We start from the raw sequence: 15,520 nt of genomic DNA, 5'->3' as shown, positions 1-15,520 counted from the left end.
GCGGAGAGAGAGGGATTCGAACCCCCGGAAGGTTTGACCCTTCGCCTGATTTCAAGTCAGGTGCATTCAGCCGGACTCTGCCATCTCTCCGTTGAGTGGTGCGTATCATAATGATTTTATCGTGATTGAAAAGCACTATTTCAAATAAAATCAATTAAGTGCGCAATATGCAAACAATCTGCTCAGAATTTAACATCACTGTTGCTAAAGCGATTATTTCCTGAACAGGCTGATACCTTTATGTAATTACAATGGAACATTGACTGCCATTTGAAAGCAAAAAAGCCCGCTTAGTTAAGCGGGCTTTTTCAGAATGTGGCGGAGAGAGAGGGATTCGAACCCCCGGAAGGTTTGACCCTTCGCCTGATTTCAAGTCAGGTGCATTCAGCCGGACTCTGCCATCTCTCCGAGAAGTGATGCGTATCTTAATGATATTTTTTTGCCTGTAAAGCGTTAATTATAAAAAAGCCTTTAACCGGTTAGCTTTTAATCAACGTATTAATAAATAACAGGCAGTTGATGATTAATGCAGCACAGTGACATGTCTGTTTACAGTTTGGGGTTGAAAGCACTTGAAAAATGGAACCAAAACCCATACAAATGACCTAAGATAATGTTACCAGGCTTTTCTGGTGTTTATAGTCCTATTGGAGGAAACAATGGATCAACGTTCGATGTATGCAGGTGCATCTCAACAGTCAGTACTGCAAACAAATAAGGTATTGCGCAATACTTATATGTTGCTGGCTATGACACTGGCATTTAGTGCAGTGTGTGCCGGTATCGCTATGGCGGTTGGCATCTCTCCTATGATGTCGTTAGTCATGACCATCGGTGCGTTTATTACCTTATTCGTGGTTCAGCGTAAGGCTGAATCTGCATCCGGTATCTACTGGGTGTTTGCATTCACCGGTTTGATGGGTGCATCACTGGGTTATACCCTTAACTTTTATTTAGGTGTAGCGGGTCCCGGCCTTATTATGCAGGCATTAGGTGCGACAGCTCTGGTATTCTTTGCATTGTCAGGTTATGCACTTACCACTAAGAAAGATTTCTCTTTCCTTGGCGGATTCCTGCTGGTAGGTCTGGTAGTTGCTGTAGTCGCCGGTATCGCGAATATCTTCTTCATGGTACCTGCGGTATCACTGGCAATCAGTGCTGCTATTGTGTTCATCATGTCAGGTTTCATCCTGTTTGATACCAGCCGCATTGTTAACGGTGGTGAGACAAACTACATCCGTGCAACCGTTTCAATGTACCTGAACATCTATAACCTGTTCACTTCTATCCTGCACTTACTGGGTGCGTTTGGTGGTGATGATTAATTAAAAGGCTTACTGCCTGAGGAAAACACCCCGTAAGGGGTGTTTTTTTATTTCTATGTCCCGTTATTCTGTACTTGTCACATCATCACCCTACGACAACGACGGAGCCTCACGCGCTCTGGCCTTCTGCCATCAGTTACTTGCTGACGGTCAGGAAATTGAACAGATATTTTTCTATCAGGCCGGCATTTACAATGCGCTGCCGCAAATGAACCCGCCTAATGACGAAGTGAATGTCTATCAGGCATGGTGTGATTTGAAATTAAAAGCACAAACGTCATTACGGGTTTGCATGACCGCGGGAGACAAGCGGGGTGTAAACGGCACCGGCGAAGAAGAGGTTTTCGAACATACCGGCCTCAGTGATTTTTTCACTTCACTTCATCAGTGTGAGCACCTGGTACAATTCTGATGGCACATTTACTCATTCGTTTTACAACCGCCCCCTACTCTGTCAGTCAGGCATCCGACGGGCTGGACTTTGCCATGGCAGCAACGAACTACGGCCACGAAGTATCAATGCTGTTTGAAGGTGACGGCATCTACCAGTTAACAGAGCAGGCCCCGCAACAGCAAGGGGTGAAAAATCAGTTTAAAAGGCTTAAAGCGCTGCCATTCTTTGACATTGAAGACTGTTACTACGTGCAGTCCGATTATGCTACCAGAAGAATTACTGGGCGGGATGTATTAAAAACTGTTAAGGCGTTAACTGATGATGAGGTGCCGGCGCTGATTGAACGGGTTGATCATGTGGTGACGTTCTGATGATATTATTTATTACTACCTCAAAAAGTAATGATATGCAGCAGCGCTATCTCCGGAATGCTGAAACCTTGAACATACCCGTTATTCTTCGTGGAAACGGCGTTTATCAATATGGTGAACTGCAAGAAAGTGATGTTCCGCTTTACGTACTCGCTGACGATGCTGAATGCCGCGGCGTGAACTGTGAAGAGGGTGACCTTATCTCACACAGCAACGTTATTCGTTTCACTCAACAATATGGCAAGTGGATAGTACTATAATGGCCGGCAATACAAGCTTTGAATGGCAAGGCAAAGACATAGAAACTGATAAGAACGGTTACCTGCTGGATTACACGCAGTGGGACGAGAGCATGGTGCCTGTGCTGGCGGAGCAGGAAAACATTTCTTTGACAAAAGAACATTGGGAAGTGGTTCGTTTTGTCCGGAATTTTTATCTGGAATTTGAAACCAGTCCTGCGGTACGCGCACTGGTGAAAGCAATGGCGGCCGAATACGGTCCGGAAAAAGGTAACAGCCGTTATCTTCAGCGGTTATTTAAAAAAGGGCCGGCCAAACAGGCAACAAAACTGGCGGGCTTGCCTAAACCCGCCAAGTGTCTGTAATAAAAAAAATGGCGTCTTATGAAGACGCCATTTTAGTGTTTACCGGTGTGATTAAGCCGGTTTAATTTCAGTCACACCACCCATGTAACTTACCAGTGCTTCCGGCACTTTTACGCTGCCATCAGCCTGCTGATAATTTTCAAGAATAGCCACTAAAGTACGGCCTACAGCCAGACCTGAGCCATTCAGCGTGTGTAATAATTCAGGCTTATTCGTTTCCGGGTTACGGTAACGGGCCTGCATCCGGCGCGCCTGGAAATCAAGCATGTTAGAACATGAAGAAATTTCCCGGTAAGTATTTTGCGCCGGTAACCAGACTTCCAAATCGTACGTTTTACAGGAACCAAAACCCATATCACCGGTACACAGCAACATTTTGCGGTAAGGCAAGTTCAGCTTCTGTAAAATCACTTCCGCATGACCAGTCAGTGCTTCCAGCGCATCAAAGGAATCTTCGGGTTTAACCAGCTGAACCAGCTCAACTTTATCAAACTGATGCTGACGGATAAGACCTCGTGTATCACGACCGTAAGAACCCGCTTCACTCCGGAAGCAAGGTGTATGGGCAGTCATCTTCACCGGCAGGGATTTGGCATCAAAAATCTCGTCACGTGCCAGGTTGGTCAGCGGAACTTCAGCAGTTGGGATCAGCGATAACCCCTGACCTTCTTCGGTGGCAGGCTGAGTATGGAACAGATCTTCACCGAACTTAGGCAACTGACCGGTACCATACAGGCTGTCATGATTGACCAGATAGGGTACGTACATTTCCTGGTAACCGTGTTCTGCAGTATGCACATCCAGCATGAACTGAGCGAGTGCACGGTGCATGCGGGCAATGTGGCCGCGCATTACAACGAAACGACTACCGGTTAACTTCGTCGCAGCAGCGAAATCCAGCCCTTTATTTAAAGCTTCAGCTACATCTACGTGATCTTTTACTTCGAAATCAAATTCAGCAGGTGTGCCCCACTTACTGATTTCCACATTCTGGTTTTCGTCTTCACCCACCGGCACAGATTCGTGGGGAAGATTCGGGATCCCCTGAGTCAGTGCAGTGATTTCAGCCAGCAATGCATCAAGTTCATTTTTTGCTGTGTCAAGATCGTCGCCCAGCTGGCCAACCTCGGCCAGTAATGGCGCAATGTCCTGGCCCTGCGCTTTTGCTTTACCAATGGACTTACTACGGACATTACGTTCATTCTGTAATTCCTGCGTTTTTGTCTGCAGGGATTTGCGCTTTTCTTCCAGCGCATTAAAAGCGTCTGCATCCAGTGTAAAGCCCCGGTCGGCAAGGCGTTTAGCAGTGTTCTCAATGTCTGCCCGAAGTAACTTTGGATCTAACATGTAATTCTTTTTATCCTTTCATCATTGCTATTGCTGCCCATCCTGCCAGCAGGCACAGGCACACATTTAATAACACATTGGCTATGGCTTTCATTATCAGGCCATTTTCCAGTAATGTCAGTGTTTCGATAGAGAACGTGGAAAAGGTGGTAAATGCCCCTAAAAGGCCGACACCTATCAGAGCACGATAGGGAGAATCCATCAGTTCATGCCGCTCTATGAATCCGTATAACAGTGCAAGGCTGAACGAGCCTAATACGTTCACCGTCAGTGTACCAAAGGGCAGCGCTTTTCCAAACCAGGAATCGATATTAGATGTGACAAAAAAGCGCAGACACGCGCCTATTGCGCCGCCTGCTGCGATGTAACAGTACAAGACAATTCCTGTTGGCATGACTATCCCTTTTTATCCGTAGCCTGTTGATTCAGTGTGTCGAGAAAATCCCGTTTTGCTTTTAGTTTCTGCTCCAGTCCACGTTCTGTGGGCTCATAGAAACGGGTACCGGCAATCTCTGGCGGCAGATAGACCTCGCCCGCTGCAAAAGCATGGGGCTCGTTATGCGCATAACGGTATTCATCGCCGTGCCCGAGCTCTTTAAGCAGTGCCGTCGGGGCGTTCCTTAAATGCACCGGAACGGGATAATCCGGCGCTTTAGCTGCCATCTGCTTTGCCTGACTGAAGGCCATATAAACGGCATTACTTTTTGGCGCAAGTGCACAATATACAGCCGCTTGGGCAATGGCCCTTTCCCCTTCTGCCGGACCGACACGATGATAACAATCCCAGGCGTTCACACTCAATTGCATGGCTCTTGGGTCGGCGTTGCCAATGTCTTCAGACGCGATGGCCAACAGACGTCTGGCTACGTACAGCGCATCACCACCGCCGTTCAGTATTCTTGCATACCAATAAAGCGCCGCGTCAGGATCTGAGCCACGTACTGACTTGTGAAAAGCGGAAATTAAATCGTAAAACGTATCGCCACGTTTGTCATAAGCAGCCACTTTTTCGCCGGTTGCCTGCTCAATATCGCTGAGAGTGATGACATCGCCCTCAGCGAAATCCCCGGCCAGTTCAAGATAAGTCAGTAATCTGCGGGCATCACCGGCACACAGGCCAAGAAGCGCCTTTCTGGCATCATCTTTCAGCTTAAAACCGCGTTTGCCAAGCCCTTTATCTTTATCTGATAACGCCCTGTTCAGCACCCCGTTAAGCGCATTGTCGTCCAGCGACTGCAACACATAAACCCTGACCCGTGACAGCAATGCATTATTCAGCTCAAAAGAGGGGTTTTCTGTGGTGGCACCAATAAATGTAACCGTACCGGATTCCACAAAGGGTAAGAATGCATCCTGCTGACTTTTATTAAACCGGTGAACCTCATCAACAAACAATAATGTACGCTGACCATGACGCTGATCTATTTCAGCCTGCTCCATCGCGGCCCGGACGTCTTTTACACCGGCGGTGACTGCTGACAGACGCACTACCTTTGCCTGTGTATACGCAGCAATCATTTCTGCCAGTGTGGTTTTGCCTGTACCGGGAGGTCCCCACAAAATCATTGAATGGCAATGACCGGCTTCCAGCATTTTTCTTAAGGGCTTCCCTTCGCCCAGTAAATGGGTCTGACCGGCATAATCATCGATGCCGGCCGGCCGCATACGGGCAGCCAGCGGGGCGTAGTCGTCTTGCGAAAACAAACTCACCGCTGATCGTCTACCATAAATTGATCAGAAATATCTGCCTGAAATGTATCGGCTGCCATAGGAAAGCGGGTACTGCTTTGAGAAAACAGAATGGTGCTGGTTTGTTCCTGTGCATCCAGTGTAGACAAACCTGTAAGGCTGTTGCCCTCAAACAACAGGGTCAATTCACGGATCTGACCTTCACCGTTTTTAGGGGTAACGATATATTCAGATGCATTGTCGTCAGCAGCACGGATAACGAATTTCGACCAGACAGTATCATCATCAGAGGTTAGTAACATAAACGGGTTATCTTTTACCTGACCTTTCTGATCCATCACGGTAACCTGCATGGCAAAGGGGTCGATATTCCAGACCGTTTCGCCATCAGCAATAAGCACGTTGTCATCCGGTGCGTAAGTTTCCCAGCGCAGCTTGTCCGGACGGGCCAGCACCACTTCGCCTTTGGTTTCGTGAACGATATTATTACCGCTATCAGTAATAACCTGCGCATACTGCGCTTTGAACTGATTAATACCGGACAACAAAGATTTTAACTTTGCACCTGCGGCGTCATCCGCCTGCGCGGAAAAAGCGAAAAAGCCGGATAAAACGATGGCGTAAATAAAACGGTTCAATGTACTACTCCTTGGGTACAGGGGGCGCAAGCACTTCCCTGTTACCGTTATGACCTGGTGAAGATACGACACCATTCGCTTCCATTTGTTCTACCAGTCTGGCCGCACGATTGTAACCAATTCTGAATTTACGCTGCACGGAAGATACACTGGCCCGCCGCGTTTCAGTTACAAATGCCACGGCCTCATCGAAGAAGGCATCATACTCCTCGTCACCGTTTTCTGCTGCTTCTCCCGGCAGTAAGACTTCCGCAGTGGCTTCACCGTTAAGAATTTCATCAATGTAATCAGGCTTGCCCCGTTTCTGCCAGTCACTGACTACCGCATGCACTTCATGGTCATCCACAAAGGCACCGTGTACGCGCGTCGGCACTGGGCTGCCGGGCGGCAAATACAGCATATCACCCATACCAAGCAGCGCTTCTGCGCCCTGTTGATCCAATATTGTTCTGGAATCGATTTTACTGGATACCTGGAAAGCGATACGGGTGGGTATGTTGGCTTTGATCAGACCGGTGATAACATCTACAGACGGGCGCTGCGTGGCCAGAATAAGATGGATACCGGCGGCACGGGCCTTTTGCGCGATCCGTGCTATCAATTCTTCTACTTTCTTACCCACAATCATCATCATGTCGGCAAATTCGTCAACAACCACAACAATGGCCGGCAATTTCTGTAAATCCGGCGCTTCTTCTTCCATGCTGTCTTCAGTGCGCCACAACGGATCTTTAATCGGCTCGCCGTCTTCGATGGCCTGTAACACCTTGGCATTATAGCCTTTCAGGTTTCTGACCCCGAGAGCAGACATTAATTTATAGCGGCGTTCCATTTCACCTACACACCAACGCAACGCGTTAGCGGCTTCCTTCATATCGGTGACCACTTCTGCCAGCAAATGAGGGATCCCTTCATATACAGAAAGTTCCAGCATTTTCGGGTCTATCATGATCATGCGGACATCTTCGGGCTTAGACTTATAAAGTAAGCTTAAGATCATCACATTCACCCCGACGGATTTACCGGCACCGGTTGTACCGGCCACCAGTAAGTGAGGCATTTTCGCAAGATCGACCACAACCGGTTTACCGCTGATATCCGCTCCTAACACCATGGTCAGAGCAGACTTATTGCTCTGGAAGGCGTCACAGGTGATCACTTCACTCAGACGAACCATTTCACGTTTTTTGTTAGGCAGCTCAAGACCTATCACAGACTTTCCTGGAATAACTTCCACAACACGCACTGACATAGCAGACATAGCACGGGCTAAATCTTTTGACAGACCGGTAATTTTGCTTACCTTCACGCCGGGCGCCAGATCAAGCTCGAAACGGGTGATAACAGGACCGGGATAGACGCCTACCACACTGGCTTCAATGTTAAAATCTGCCAGTTTGTCCTCCACCAGACGGGACACCATATCCATCTCTTCCTGAGTGATAGGGTTTTCTTTACGGTCGGGGCGTTCCAGCAAATCGAAAGATGGCATTGGCCCTAATGCAGCAATTTCAGCCTTCTCAGCCTCTTTTGCAGCCACCGCTTCAGCCAGAGTTGTCGGCGCTTTTGGTTTTGCAGCGGGTTGTGACAGCGGCTTCGCAGCCTCAGGCTGTTCTGTAACCGTTGAAGTTTCAATGTTTTGTGGTTTGTCATCCGAATCATCTGATGCATCATCCGTACTGAACACCGGTTCAGATTTTTCAGCCGGAGCCGTATCTTTGTCTTTAGACGGCATCACTTTTTCTTTAAAACTACTGAAAGAGAACCCGGACTTCTTGTCCGCTTCGATGGTTACCGGTTCATCAACTTCAAAAGGTGGTTCATCATCGTCATTGGCGAATACTTCATCAGGAATACCAAATGAAGGCTCGTCCCGCTGACTCCCTGACCAGGGAGAAGACGTTGTTTTATCACTCTTGCGCGGTGCATCTTCAGGTGGTGGCGCAGCTCTCAGTGTCGTTACCTCGACAGTATCGCCACTCCCCTGCCCTGCAGATTTTTCTGAAGATAAAGCCAGCTTTGGCATATCAAGACCGATAAGCTGTTGCGGGACCGAAATGGTCTTTCGGCCGAACCAGATGGTTGCACTGCCCATACTGTCGATAATATCCAGCCAGCTGATACCGGTAAGTAATGTAAAACCGGTGCAGGAAAAACAGAGCAACAACAGAATTGTGCCGGCAGTATTAAAATAAGGAATGAGTGCAGAACTGATTACATCACCGACAAAACCGCCAGCCGAAAAGTTATACAAATCGTTAAAATTGATACTTGCGATGCCGGTAACACCCAGCGCAATCAGTAATCCGCCAATGATTCTCAGGCCGATAGTCAGATAATCAAATTCATCGAGATCTTTGACGTGCTGAAATAAGAACCAGCCAATAAAGGCAAAGCAAAACGGTAAAAGATATGCCAGCCAGCCGAAACTGAAAAGTAATAAGTCTGCGACCCAGGCGCCTGTTGCCCCCACCCAGTTATGCACATCAAGTTGTAAGCCTGCCTGACTCCATCCCGGATCGCCGGGATGAAAAGAAGCCAGTGCCAGTAAAATAAAGAATGCGAAAACGCAGGCGACCATCATGCCTGCTTCAAGTAATCGCTGGATACCTGTTAAACGCGCCATAAACCCTTAATCATCTTTATCCGTCACCGTAAGTGCAGAAGCCTTTCCATGCACACAGAAAACAACGGTGACTTGTTTTAACACACTTTTATTATTTTAATATTTCTTCAGCCGTGATGAATACTGGCTGAACAGCGACTGAAACTACAGTAACTGTGATATTACAGACTACCACAAAGGGAAAAAGGATACCTAGTTTAATATACAGTGGTTTTAACCGTTTCCACCCTTCTGCAGCACTGGCAACTACGCCACTTTTAGCCGTCATTTCATATTGATGCGTACTGCAGTGGTACTTTTTACTTCTTCCATCACCACGTAGGTTCTCGATTCACTCACACCGGGTAAACGAAGTAAGGTATCTCCCAGTAATTTCCGGTAACTGGACATATCCGCTACCCTTGCCTTCAGCAGAAAATCGAAATCTCCGGACACAAGGTGACATTCCTGAATATCTTCCTGATCCTGCACTGCAGCAGAAAATTCTGCGAAGATATCCACCGATGTTTTCGTTAAAGTGATTTCAACGAAAACCAGCATGGCAGCGCCCAGTTTCTCGGGGTCAAGTGTAGCATGATATCCGGTAACATAACCCTGAGCCTCAAGGCGCTTAACTCTTTCAAGACAGGGACTGGGACTAAGCCCCACTGCTTTAGCCAATTCAACATTCGATATCCGCCCGTCTTTTTGCAGCTGTGTAAGGATATTTCTGTCTATCCGGTCAAGGTGTTTTGGTGTTTTTACCAGCATATTAAATTCTGCACTTTCTTTGTTTTACAAAATATAGCACGGCATCCTGAAAATCTTCAGCACATACTTCGTTTTTTTCTCACGTATACTGCCGCCATCTGAGACAAACAAAAAACAACAATTTTTGAGGGTTCTATGTTAGTTGGTGTACCAAAAGAGATTAAAAACCATGAATACCGCGTTGGTCTGACGCCTGCAGCAGTTAAAGAATTTGTTACCCATGGTCACGATGTGGTTGTGGAAACTCATGCAGGGACTGCCATTGGCTTCACTGATGACATGTATGTGTCTGCAGGTGCCCGCATCTCACAGACGGCTGAGCAGATTTTTGCTGAAGCTGACATGATTGTTAAAGTAAAAGAGCCTCAGCCCAATGAATGCAAAATGCTGAGAAAGGGTCAGACACTGTACACGTATCTGCACCTTGCTCCGGACCCTGTTCAGACTGAATTACTTATCGCATCCGGCGCCACTTGTATTGCCTATGAAACAGTAACAGACGACCGTGGTGGATTACCCCTGCTGGCACCGATGAGCGAAGTTGCCGGACGCATGTCAGTTCAGGCCGGCGCACACTACCTTGAAAAAGCCCACGGCGGCAGCGGTACTCTGCTTGGTGGCGTACCGGGTGTAGCACCGGGTAAAGTACTGGTAATTGGTGGCGGTGTTGTAGGTATCAACGCGGCTAAAATGGCTGTTGGTATGGGTGCTGATGTAACCATTCTGGATCGCTCTCTGCCACGACTCCGTCAGATTGATGATATCTTCAACGGTCAGGTTAAAACAGTATTCTCAACGGTAGATGCCATTGAACAATATTCATCAAAAGCAGATCTGGTTGTCGGTGCAGTCCTTATTCCAGGTGCGGCAGCGCCGAAACTGTTGAACGAAGACCATATTAAAGCGATGAAGCCGGGTTCAGTTGTGGTGGATGTGGCCATTGACCAGGGCGGTTGTTTTGCTACTTCAAAAGCGACAACACACCAGGATCCTGTTTATATTATTGACGACGTGGTTCACTACTGCGTTGCCAATATGCCGGGCGGTGTTGCACGCACCTCTACCATGGCACTGAACAATGCGACATTACCATTTGGTCTGGCGCTGGCTAATAAAGGCCCGAAACAGGCTATGCTTGATGACAAACACCTGCTGAACGGTCTTAACATTCACGAAGGAAAAGTAACGTATAAAGCGGTAGTCGATGCACTTGGTGAAAAACTGGGTCTGACGTATACACCGGCTGAAGAAGCGCTGAAGTAATCAGTAAAGATATTAAAAAGCCCCGTTCTGTTCATACAGGACGGGGCTTTTTTGTATAACTTACCTCACAGAGAGGCATTCACTTCTTTGAGGACGCTGAGCGGATCAGCAGCCTGCGTAATGGGGCGCCCCATTACCAGGTAGCTGACGCCGGCGTTCATCGCATCAACCGGTGTCATCACACGCTTCTGATCGCCAACGTCACTGCCTGCCGGACGAATACCAGGCGTTACCAGCAAGAATGGCGCCTTCATAGTTTTACGAAGCAATACCGCTTCCTGCGCTGAACACACAATACCGTCCAGACCAGCTTCAAAAGTCAGTGCAGCGAGCTTCTCTACCTGTTGTGCCGGCGTCACACCGGGAACAACCCGTTGTAACTGAGCTTCGTCCATACTGGTCAGCACGGTGACGGCAATCAGCTTTGTTTCGGGATGTGAACTGGACTCAATAGCCAATTTCGCTGCTTTCATCATTTCTGCGCCGCCGGAAGCATGAACGTTCACCATCCACACACCCAGCTCAGCAGCAGCTTTACAGGCTTTCGCTACGGTATTGGGTATATCGTGAAACTTGAGGTCGAGAAAAATATCAAACCCCATATTAACCAGTGTCTTAACGAACTCAGGCCCGAACAGGGTGAACATTTCTTTTCCGACTTTCAGGCGGCATATTGCAGGGTCTAACTGCGAAACAAACGCCAGGGCGGTGTCTTTGTTATCATAATCCAGGGCAACAATGACTTTAGGATCTTGCATGAGGAATTTATTCTCCGTCTAAGCCTTTAATGGGTTTAACAACATTCCATTTTTTACAGGATGGACATAGCCAGTACAGTTTTCTTCCGGAAAACCCGCAACTGGTACAACGGTATTTCGGACGCTGCTTCATTTGCTCTTCAACAAGTCCTTTCAGTAACCGCAGACTGTTTGCAGATGCTTCATCGTTAAGCTGGTCAATGTACAAGCCCATGAGCGTTTTAAAGCCTTTCATGGTCGGGCGTTTGCGTAACTGATCGAGCAGGTAATCGGCAGCTTCCGAGGTCTTTCCCTGATGAATTTTTATATCTACCATGGCGAGATACGATGTGGCGCACTCCTGCCAGTGAGAAGACAACGCTTCTTCAAAGCCGTCCCAGTCTCCGGTTTCCTGTGCAATTGCTTCAAGTGCGGGGACCGCTTCACTGAACCAGTTGAGGTCGTGCTCTGCCACCTGTACAAAATACGCTTTCGCATCACCGAAGCGCTTCTGGTCAAAAGCAATATGTCCAAGCATTAACCACGGGCGGACAGCATGCTCATCTGCATTAACCGCTTTCTGCAACAGAATAAGTGCTTCACCCTGCTGTCCATTATCCTGTTCCAGTTGTGCCTGTTCACAATAAAAATGGGCCAGACGCTCGCTAACATCATCACTGTCACCATGACATTCAACCATCTTTTCAGCCAGTTCGATGGCCCGTTCCCACTCTTTCGTAGTCTGATAGATGCTGAACAACTGTTGCTGGGCAACGAGATAATGCCTGTCACTGTTCATCAATTGCAAATAGGCACCTTCAGCCCGCTCCAGAAACCCTGCCTGCATATAATCGCGCCCGAGTTCCTTTAAGGCGTTTTCCTGCTGGTTAGATTGAATTTCCTCTCTGGAAACCAGGTTCTGGTGAATCTTGATAGCGCGGTCAATTTCTCCCCGGTGGCGGAAAAAATTCCCCATGGCAATATGGGTTTCCACCGTATCACTGTTCAGATTAATCATCTTAATCAGTGTATCAACGGCTTTATCAGGTTGATCGCTTAACAGGAAGTTAAGGCCACGATAATAGTGCCTGGACAGAATACTCGATTGTTTCCGCTGTGCCTGACGCACACTGTTACGGCCCATTATCCAGCCGTACCCGGCTGCCACAGGCAAAAGTAGAAACAACAGTTCGAGCATAAATTATTCTTTGATGGCTTTGCGTAAACGACTGCGGGTTGCAACCAGCTGCACGCGCAGACTTAACCAGCTCAACAACATCATGAGCAATCCGATGATAATACCGATACAGAGCGTAACAGCAATCAGCGTAGACATGCGTATTTCTGCCTGTGCAATCAGGTAATTTACTGTCACTGATGCATCATTCTGCGACCCGATAGCAAATGCCAGTACGAGGAGAAACACAATAACAAGTAAGGTAACTATTCCTTTCAACACAAAGACCTTTGTTCTTTAACTCTCTGAGAGGATAGCAAATTGTGTGAAAACATGACATCAGAATCAGCAAAAAAGCCTTATCAGGCTGATTCGGCCTGGCTGGCCTTTGCTGTTTGTGGTTTTACCGGCCTGAGCCGGGCTCTCAGCACTGCCTGTTGCAGGACAGACTCACTGGTGAGGTATAACACATGAGAATACGATGATTGCATGACATTAAAACGGTCATACATGGGTTTATCAATGCGCGATAGTTGTGCCAGACGCTTTTTCGTCATTGGTGATGACTCTGACTGACAACGGACAACATCAATTTTGGTTACGCATAACTCAACTTTATCTTCCTGGATGTGGTTATGCACGTGCTTACGCATTGATCCGTATAAAAAATCCGTTTCCGGAAGGTAAACCAGTTTATTGTCTGACTTACGCACACAATGGACAACCGATACACCGGTAACTGCACCATGAAACATATCAACCAGCAATTTCGACTTAGGTTTTTGCGCATCTTTGTCGGCAAAGAACCCATGCATCGGGACCACATTTTCAATGGCTGAAAATGGGTAAAGGTCATCACAGGCCGGGGTCTGATAAACTGTCTTTAACCGGTTAAGTAAATAACGGTTAGTAATACATAAAATACTCGCTGACGGATGATGTCGCACCGCGAGTTCCCATAAGAACCTGTGAGTATTACGGTGTAAAAGGTTGGTGTCTTTGTTTTTGAACCAGGCATAATTTTTATGCACAAATTGCAAAATGCCCGCCGCAATCGCATCCCGTTTTGAAGGCAACCGCAGTCTTACCTCTCTGGTCGCAGCAGAATATCCCACGATGTCATATTTCTGATTTTTAATCTTCAGCTCGGGGACGGAAACTTTAATTTCTTTTTCCGGCTTACTGAATGGCTCAGACAAAACTATACGCATCCCCCTGGAAGAAATATCTTTCACCAGCACGGGACTTGAACTCAGCAAGCCACTTTTTACCGCCCCTTCTTTGTCGATAATATAACGTGCCTCGCTTCTGCGGTTCATGTCTTCATCAAATACCAGACTGAAGGGGTATTGAGCAGTATCTTCAAGTAATTCTTCAGGAATCGCCGGCATCGGACGTCTTTCCGTCACGGCAAGACCATGCAGTGAGGCGGACACATTCTTACAAAAAAGAATGTGAGAAATGGCATCGAGTTCTTCGTAATCAGTCTGGATGAGGTCGTGAATGGCATAGGCCTTTTGCCTGTCATCGCGGACGACTTCTGACAATCGGCATTGCAGACAATGCAAACTTTCGTTTTTATTGAGCAAATGAATGACCGGTGCCAGTAAATCAGCTGATTCAAGCTCTCTTAACGTGGCCAGAATTCTGAACTCGCCCTTTTTCGTTTCAATAACGCCCGAAACAACAAAGGTTTCTTTATATTTAAACAATTCTTTTAATATGCGCGGAAACAGCTTCATGCTGGTCAACTGACGGATATTGGCAATACCGCCTGAGTTTGATTCATTTACAGCGGTGAACAGAGCTGAAAGTGGTTTAACGCCGTTATCAACCTTTTGAATAAACAAAGGTACCCAGGGGCTGTTATCAAGGACCCTGTCCCGTTCAAGATCCTGCATGGCTCTTTCACTTTCCAGTTCCCGCTGTAAGGGCTGCTGGAAAGATGCCATATCGATGTATTTCTGCAGGATTTTCGCTAAACGGGGATCGGTAGAAGGATGGAGCCTGAATTGTGTTTCGTATTTTTCAGTTTGCTTGTTAAATTTGATGCCGCTGACAACGTATTTGATTGCCATGCCTTTGGGTAGCCCGGGCACTTCCGGAAACTGAAAATTAAACACTTCTTTTGCTGAGACTTTTGGGGGCCGCTTACTTTCCAGCGACATTGACTTATAACCCAAAGAAGAAATAGTACAGGTTTTGCCCTTTTCGAACTCCAGAGACGATACAGGGAAATTGGGTGCGATAGCTAAATCATTACCAAAATGAATATCGTCAAGAGACTGGGTTTCTACCGTAAATGCATCAACAATCTTTTTATAGTTTTCTTTCTTTAAATGGGCCTGGTAGAAATCAGAATTCGTGATGGTTTCAAATACACCAACAGTATACCTGTCCTGATAGAGTTGGGATTCGGTTTGCAGAATACGTGCGCCAACTTTATCCAGACGCATTTCAACACCGAAATGAGAAAATTTGAATACAGGGAATTCTGCGAAGGCGGAGTTATCAGCGGGCGCATCAGTGATGCACGTAAGCCTCATGACTTCGTCCTTGATGATCTTCCTGACATTGCCGGGCACCCTGCCCGTGAACT

At 47.2% G+C, this 15,520-nt stretch carries 16 protein-coding genes and 2 tRNA genes; 6 read left to right on the top strand and 12 right to left on the bottom strand.

Annotated elements, in window-relative coordinates; translation table 11 throughout:
- Position 1: 1 nt before the first annotated feature.
- Together ACXAH4_RS10400 and ACXAH4_RS10395 are read right to left on the bottom strand one after the other, a co-directional pair.
- A tRNA-Ser gene (locus tag ACXAH4_RS10400) sits at positions 2-90 on the bottom strand.
- Positions 91-316: 226 nt separating this feature from the next.
- Positions 317-408 (bottom strand) — tRNA-Ser (locus tag ACXAH4_RS10395).
- A gap of 251 nt (positions 409-659) precedes the next feature.
- On the opposite strand from ACXAH4_RS10395, the gene ACXAH4_RS10390 reads away from it, so the two are divergent.
- Genes ACXAH4_RS10390 through ACXAH4_RS10370 form a run of 5 tightly spaced genes read left to right on the top strand, consistent with a single transcriptional unit; the run spans position 660 to position 2,694 of the window.
- The gene (locus ACXAH4_RS10390; RefSeq protein WP_303574701.1) at positions 660-1,325 is read left to right on the top strand and encodes a Bax inhibitor-1/YccA family protein; all 666 of its coding nucleotides are present in this window, start codon (positions 660-662) and stop codon (positions 1,323-1,325) included.
- A gap of 55 nt (positions 1,326-1,380) precedes the next feature.
- On the top strand, positions 1,381-1,737 hold the full coding sequence (tusD, locus tag ACXAH4_RS10385) for a sulfurtransferase complex subunit TusD (protein WP_474881774.1): 357 nt from the start codon (positions 1,381-1,383) through the stop codon (positions 1,735-1,737).
- Positions 1,737-2,090, top strand: coding sequence for a DsrE family protein (locus ACXAH4_RS10380; RefSeq protein ID WP_474881773.1), 354 nt, complete (start codon positions 1,737-1,739; stop codon positions 2,088-2,090). The genes tusD and ACXAH4_RS10380 overlap by 1 nt, the downstream gene beginning before the upstream one ends.
- Positions 2,090-2,350, top strand: a complete 261-nt coding sequence (locus tag ACXAH4_RS10375; RefSeq protein ID WP_474881771.1) for a hypothetical protein — start codon at positions 2,090-2,092, stop codon at positions 2,348-2,350. The genes ACXAH4_RS10380 and ACXAH4_RS10375 overlap by 1 nt, the downstream gene beginning before the upstream one ends.
- The gene (locus tag ACXAH4_RS10370) at positions 2,350-2,694 is read left to right on the top strand and encodes a TusE/DsrC/DsvC family sulfur relay protein (RefSeq protein WP_474881770.1); all 345 of its coding nucleotides are present in this window, start codon (positions 2,350-2,352) and stop codon (positions 2,692-2,694) included. The genes ACXAH4_RS10375 and ACXAH4_RS10370 overlap by 1 nt, the downstream gene beginning before the upstream one ends.
- Positions 2,695-2,745: 51 nt before the next feature.
- Here the strand turns inward: ACXAH4_RS10370 and serS are convergent, their stop codons facing one another.
- The 6 genes from serS to lrp form a co-directional block, all read right to left on the bottom strand.
- A complete protein-coding gene (gene serS, locus ACXAH4_RS10365; RefSeq protein ID WP_474851514.1) occupies positions 2,746-4,041 on the bottom strand; it encodes a serine--tRNA ligase in 1,296 nt (431 codons plus the stop codon).
- 10 nt (positions 4,042-4,051) lie between these two features.
- A complete protein-coding gene (gene crcB, locus ACXAH4_RS10360; RefSeq protein WP_119501420.1) occupies positions 4,052-4,435 on the bottom strand; it encodes a fluoride efflux transporter CrcB in 384 nt (127 codons plus the stop codon).
- A gap of 2 nt (positions 4,436-4,437) precedes the next feature.
- Complete coding sequence (locus ACXAH4_RS10355) at positions 4,438-5,706, bottom strand: replication-associated recombination protein A (RefSeq protein ID WP_474881785.1); 1,269 nt, start codon at positions 5,704-5,706, stop codon at positions 4,438-4,440.
- A gap of 41 nt (positions 5,707-5,747) precedes the next feature.
- Entirely contained in the window at positions 5,748-6,368 is a 621-nt protein-coding gene (gene lolA, locus ACXAH4_RS10350) for an outer membrane lipoprotein periplasmic chaperone LolA (RefSeq protein WP_474881768.1), read from the bottom strand.
- Between the two features lie 4 nt (positions 6,369-6,372).
- The gene (locus ACXAH4_RS10345) at positions 6,373-8,994 is read right to left on the bottom strand and encodes a DNA translocase FtsK (RefSeq protein WP_474881767.1); all 2,622 of its coding nucleotides are present in this window, start codon (positions 8,992-8,994) and stop codon (positions 6,373-6,375) included.
- 264 nt (positions 8,995-9,258) lie between these two features.
- Positions 9,259-9,744 carry a leucine-responsive transcriptional regulator Lrp gene (gene lrp / locus ACXAH4_RS10340; RefSeq protein WP_119501423.1) on the bottom strand — a complete coding sequence of 162 codons (486 nt, stop codon included), beginning with the start codon at positions 9,742-9,744 and terminating at the stop codon, positions 9,259-9,261.
- 135 nt (positions 9,745-9,879) lie between these two features.
- Here lrp and ald point away from each other — a divergent pair, with 135 nt between their 5' ends.
- Complete coding sequence (gene ald / locus ACXAH4_RS10335; RefSeq protein WP_474881766.1) at positions 9,880-11,007, top strand: alanine dehydrogenase; 1,128 nt, start codon at positions 9,880-9,882, stop codon at positions 11,005-11,007.
- A gap of 65 nt (positions 11,008-11,072) precedes the next feature.
- Here the strand turns inward: ald and pyrF are convergent, their stop codons facing one another.
- The 4 genes from pyrF to ACXAH4_RS10315 all read right to left on the bottom strand — a co-directional run bounded on the left by pyrF (position 11,073) and on the right by ACXAH4_RS10315 (position 15,467).
- Positions 11,073-11,765 carry an orotidine-5'-phosphate decarboxylase gene (gene pyrF, locus ACXAH4_RS10330; RefSeq protein WP_474844239.1) on the bottom strand — a complete coding sequence of 231 codons (693 nt, stop codon included), beginning with the start codon at positions 11,763-11,765 and terminating at the stop codon, positions 11,073-11,075.
- Between the two features lie 7 nt (positions 11,766-11,772).
- The gene (gene lapB / locus ACXAH4_RS10325; protein ID WP_474844240.1) at positions 11,773-12,942 is read right to left on the bottom strand and encodes a lipopolysaccharide assembly protein LapB; all 1,170 of its coding nucleotides are present in this window, start codon (positions 12,940-12,942) and stop codon (positions 11,773-11,775) included.
- Between the two features lie 3 nt (positions 12,943-12,945).
- On the bottom strand, positions 12,946-13,203 hold the full coding sequence (locus tag ACXAH4_RS10320) for a lipopolysaccharide assembly protein LapA domain-containing protein (protein WP_474844241.1): 258 nt from the start codon (positions 13,201-13,203) through the stop codon (positions 12,946-12,948).
- An 80-nt stretch (positions 13,204-13,283) separates the two neighbouring features.
- Entirely contained in the window at positions 13,284-15,467 is a 2,184-nt protein-coding gene (locus tag ACXAH4_RS10315) for a PilZ domain-containing protein (RefSeq protein ID WP_474881764.1), read from the bottom strand.
- Positions 15,468-15,520: the final 53 nt, after the last annotated feature.

The sequence above is a fragment of the Alteromonas sp. ABV2_168 genome (assembly GCF_056161165.1).
Note: the sequence above shows the minus strand (reverse complement) of the source record. Positions and strands in the feature narration are given on the sequence as shown.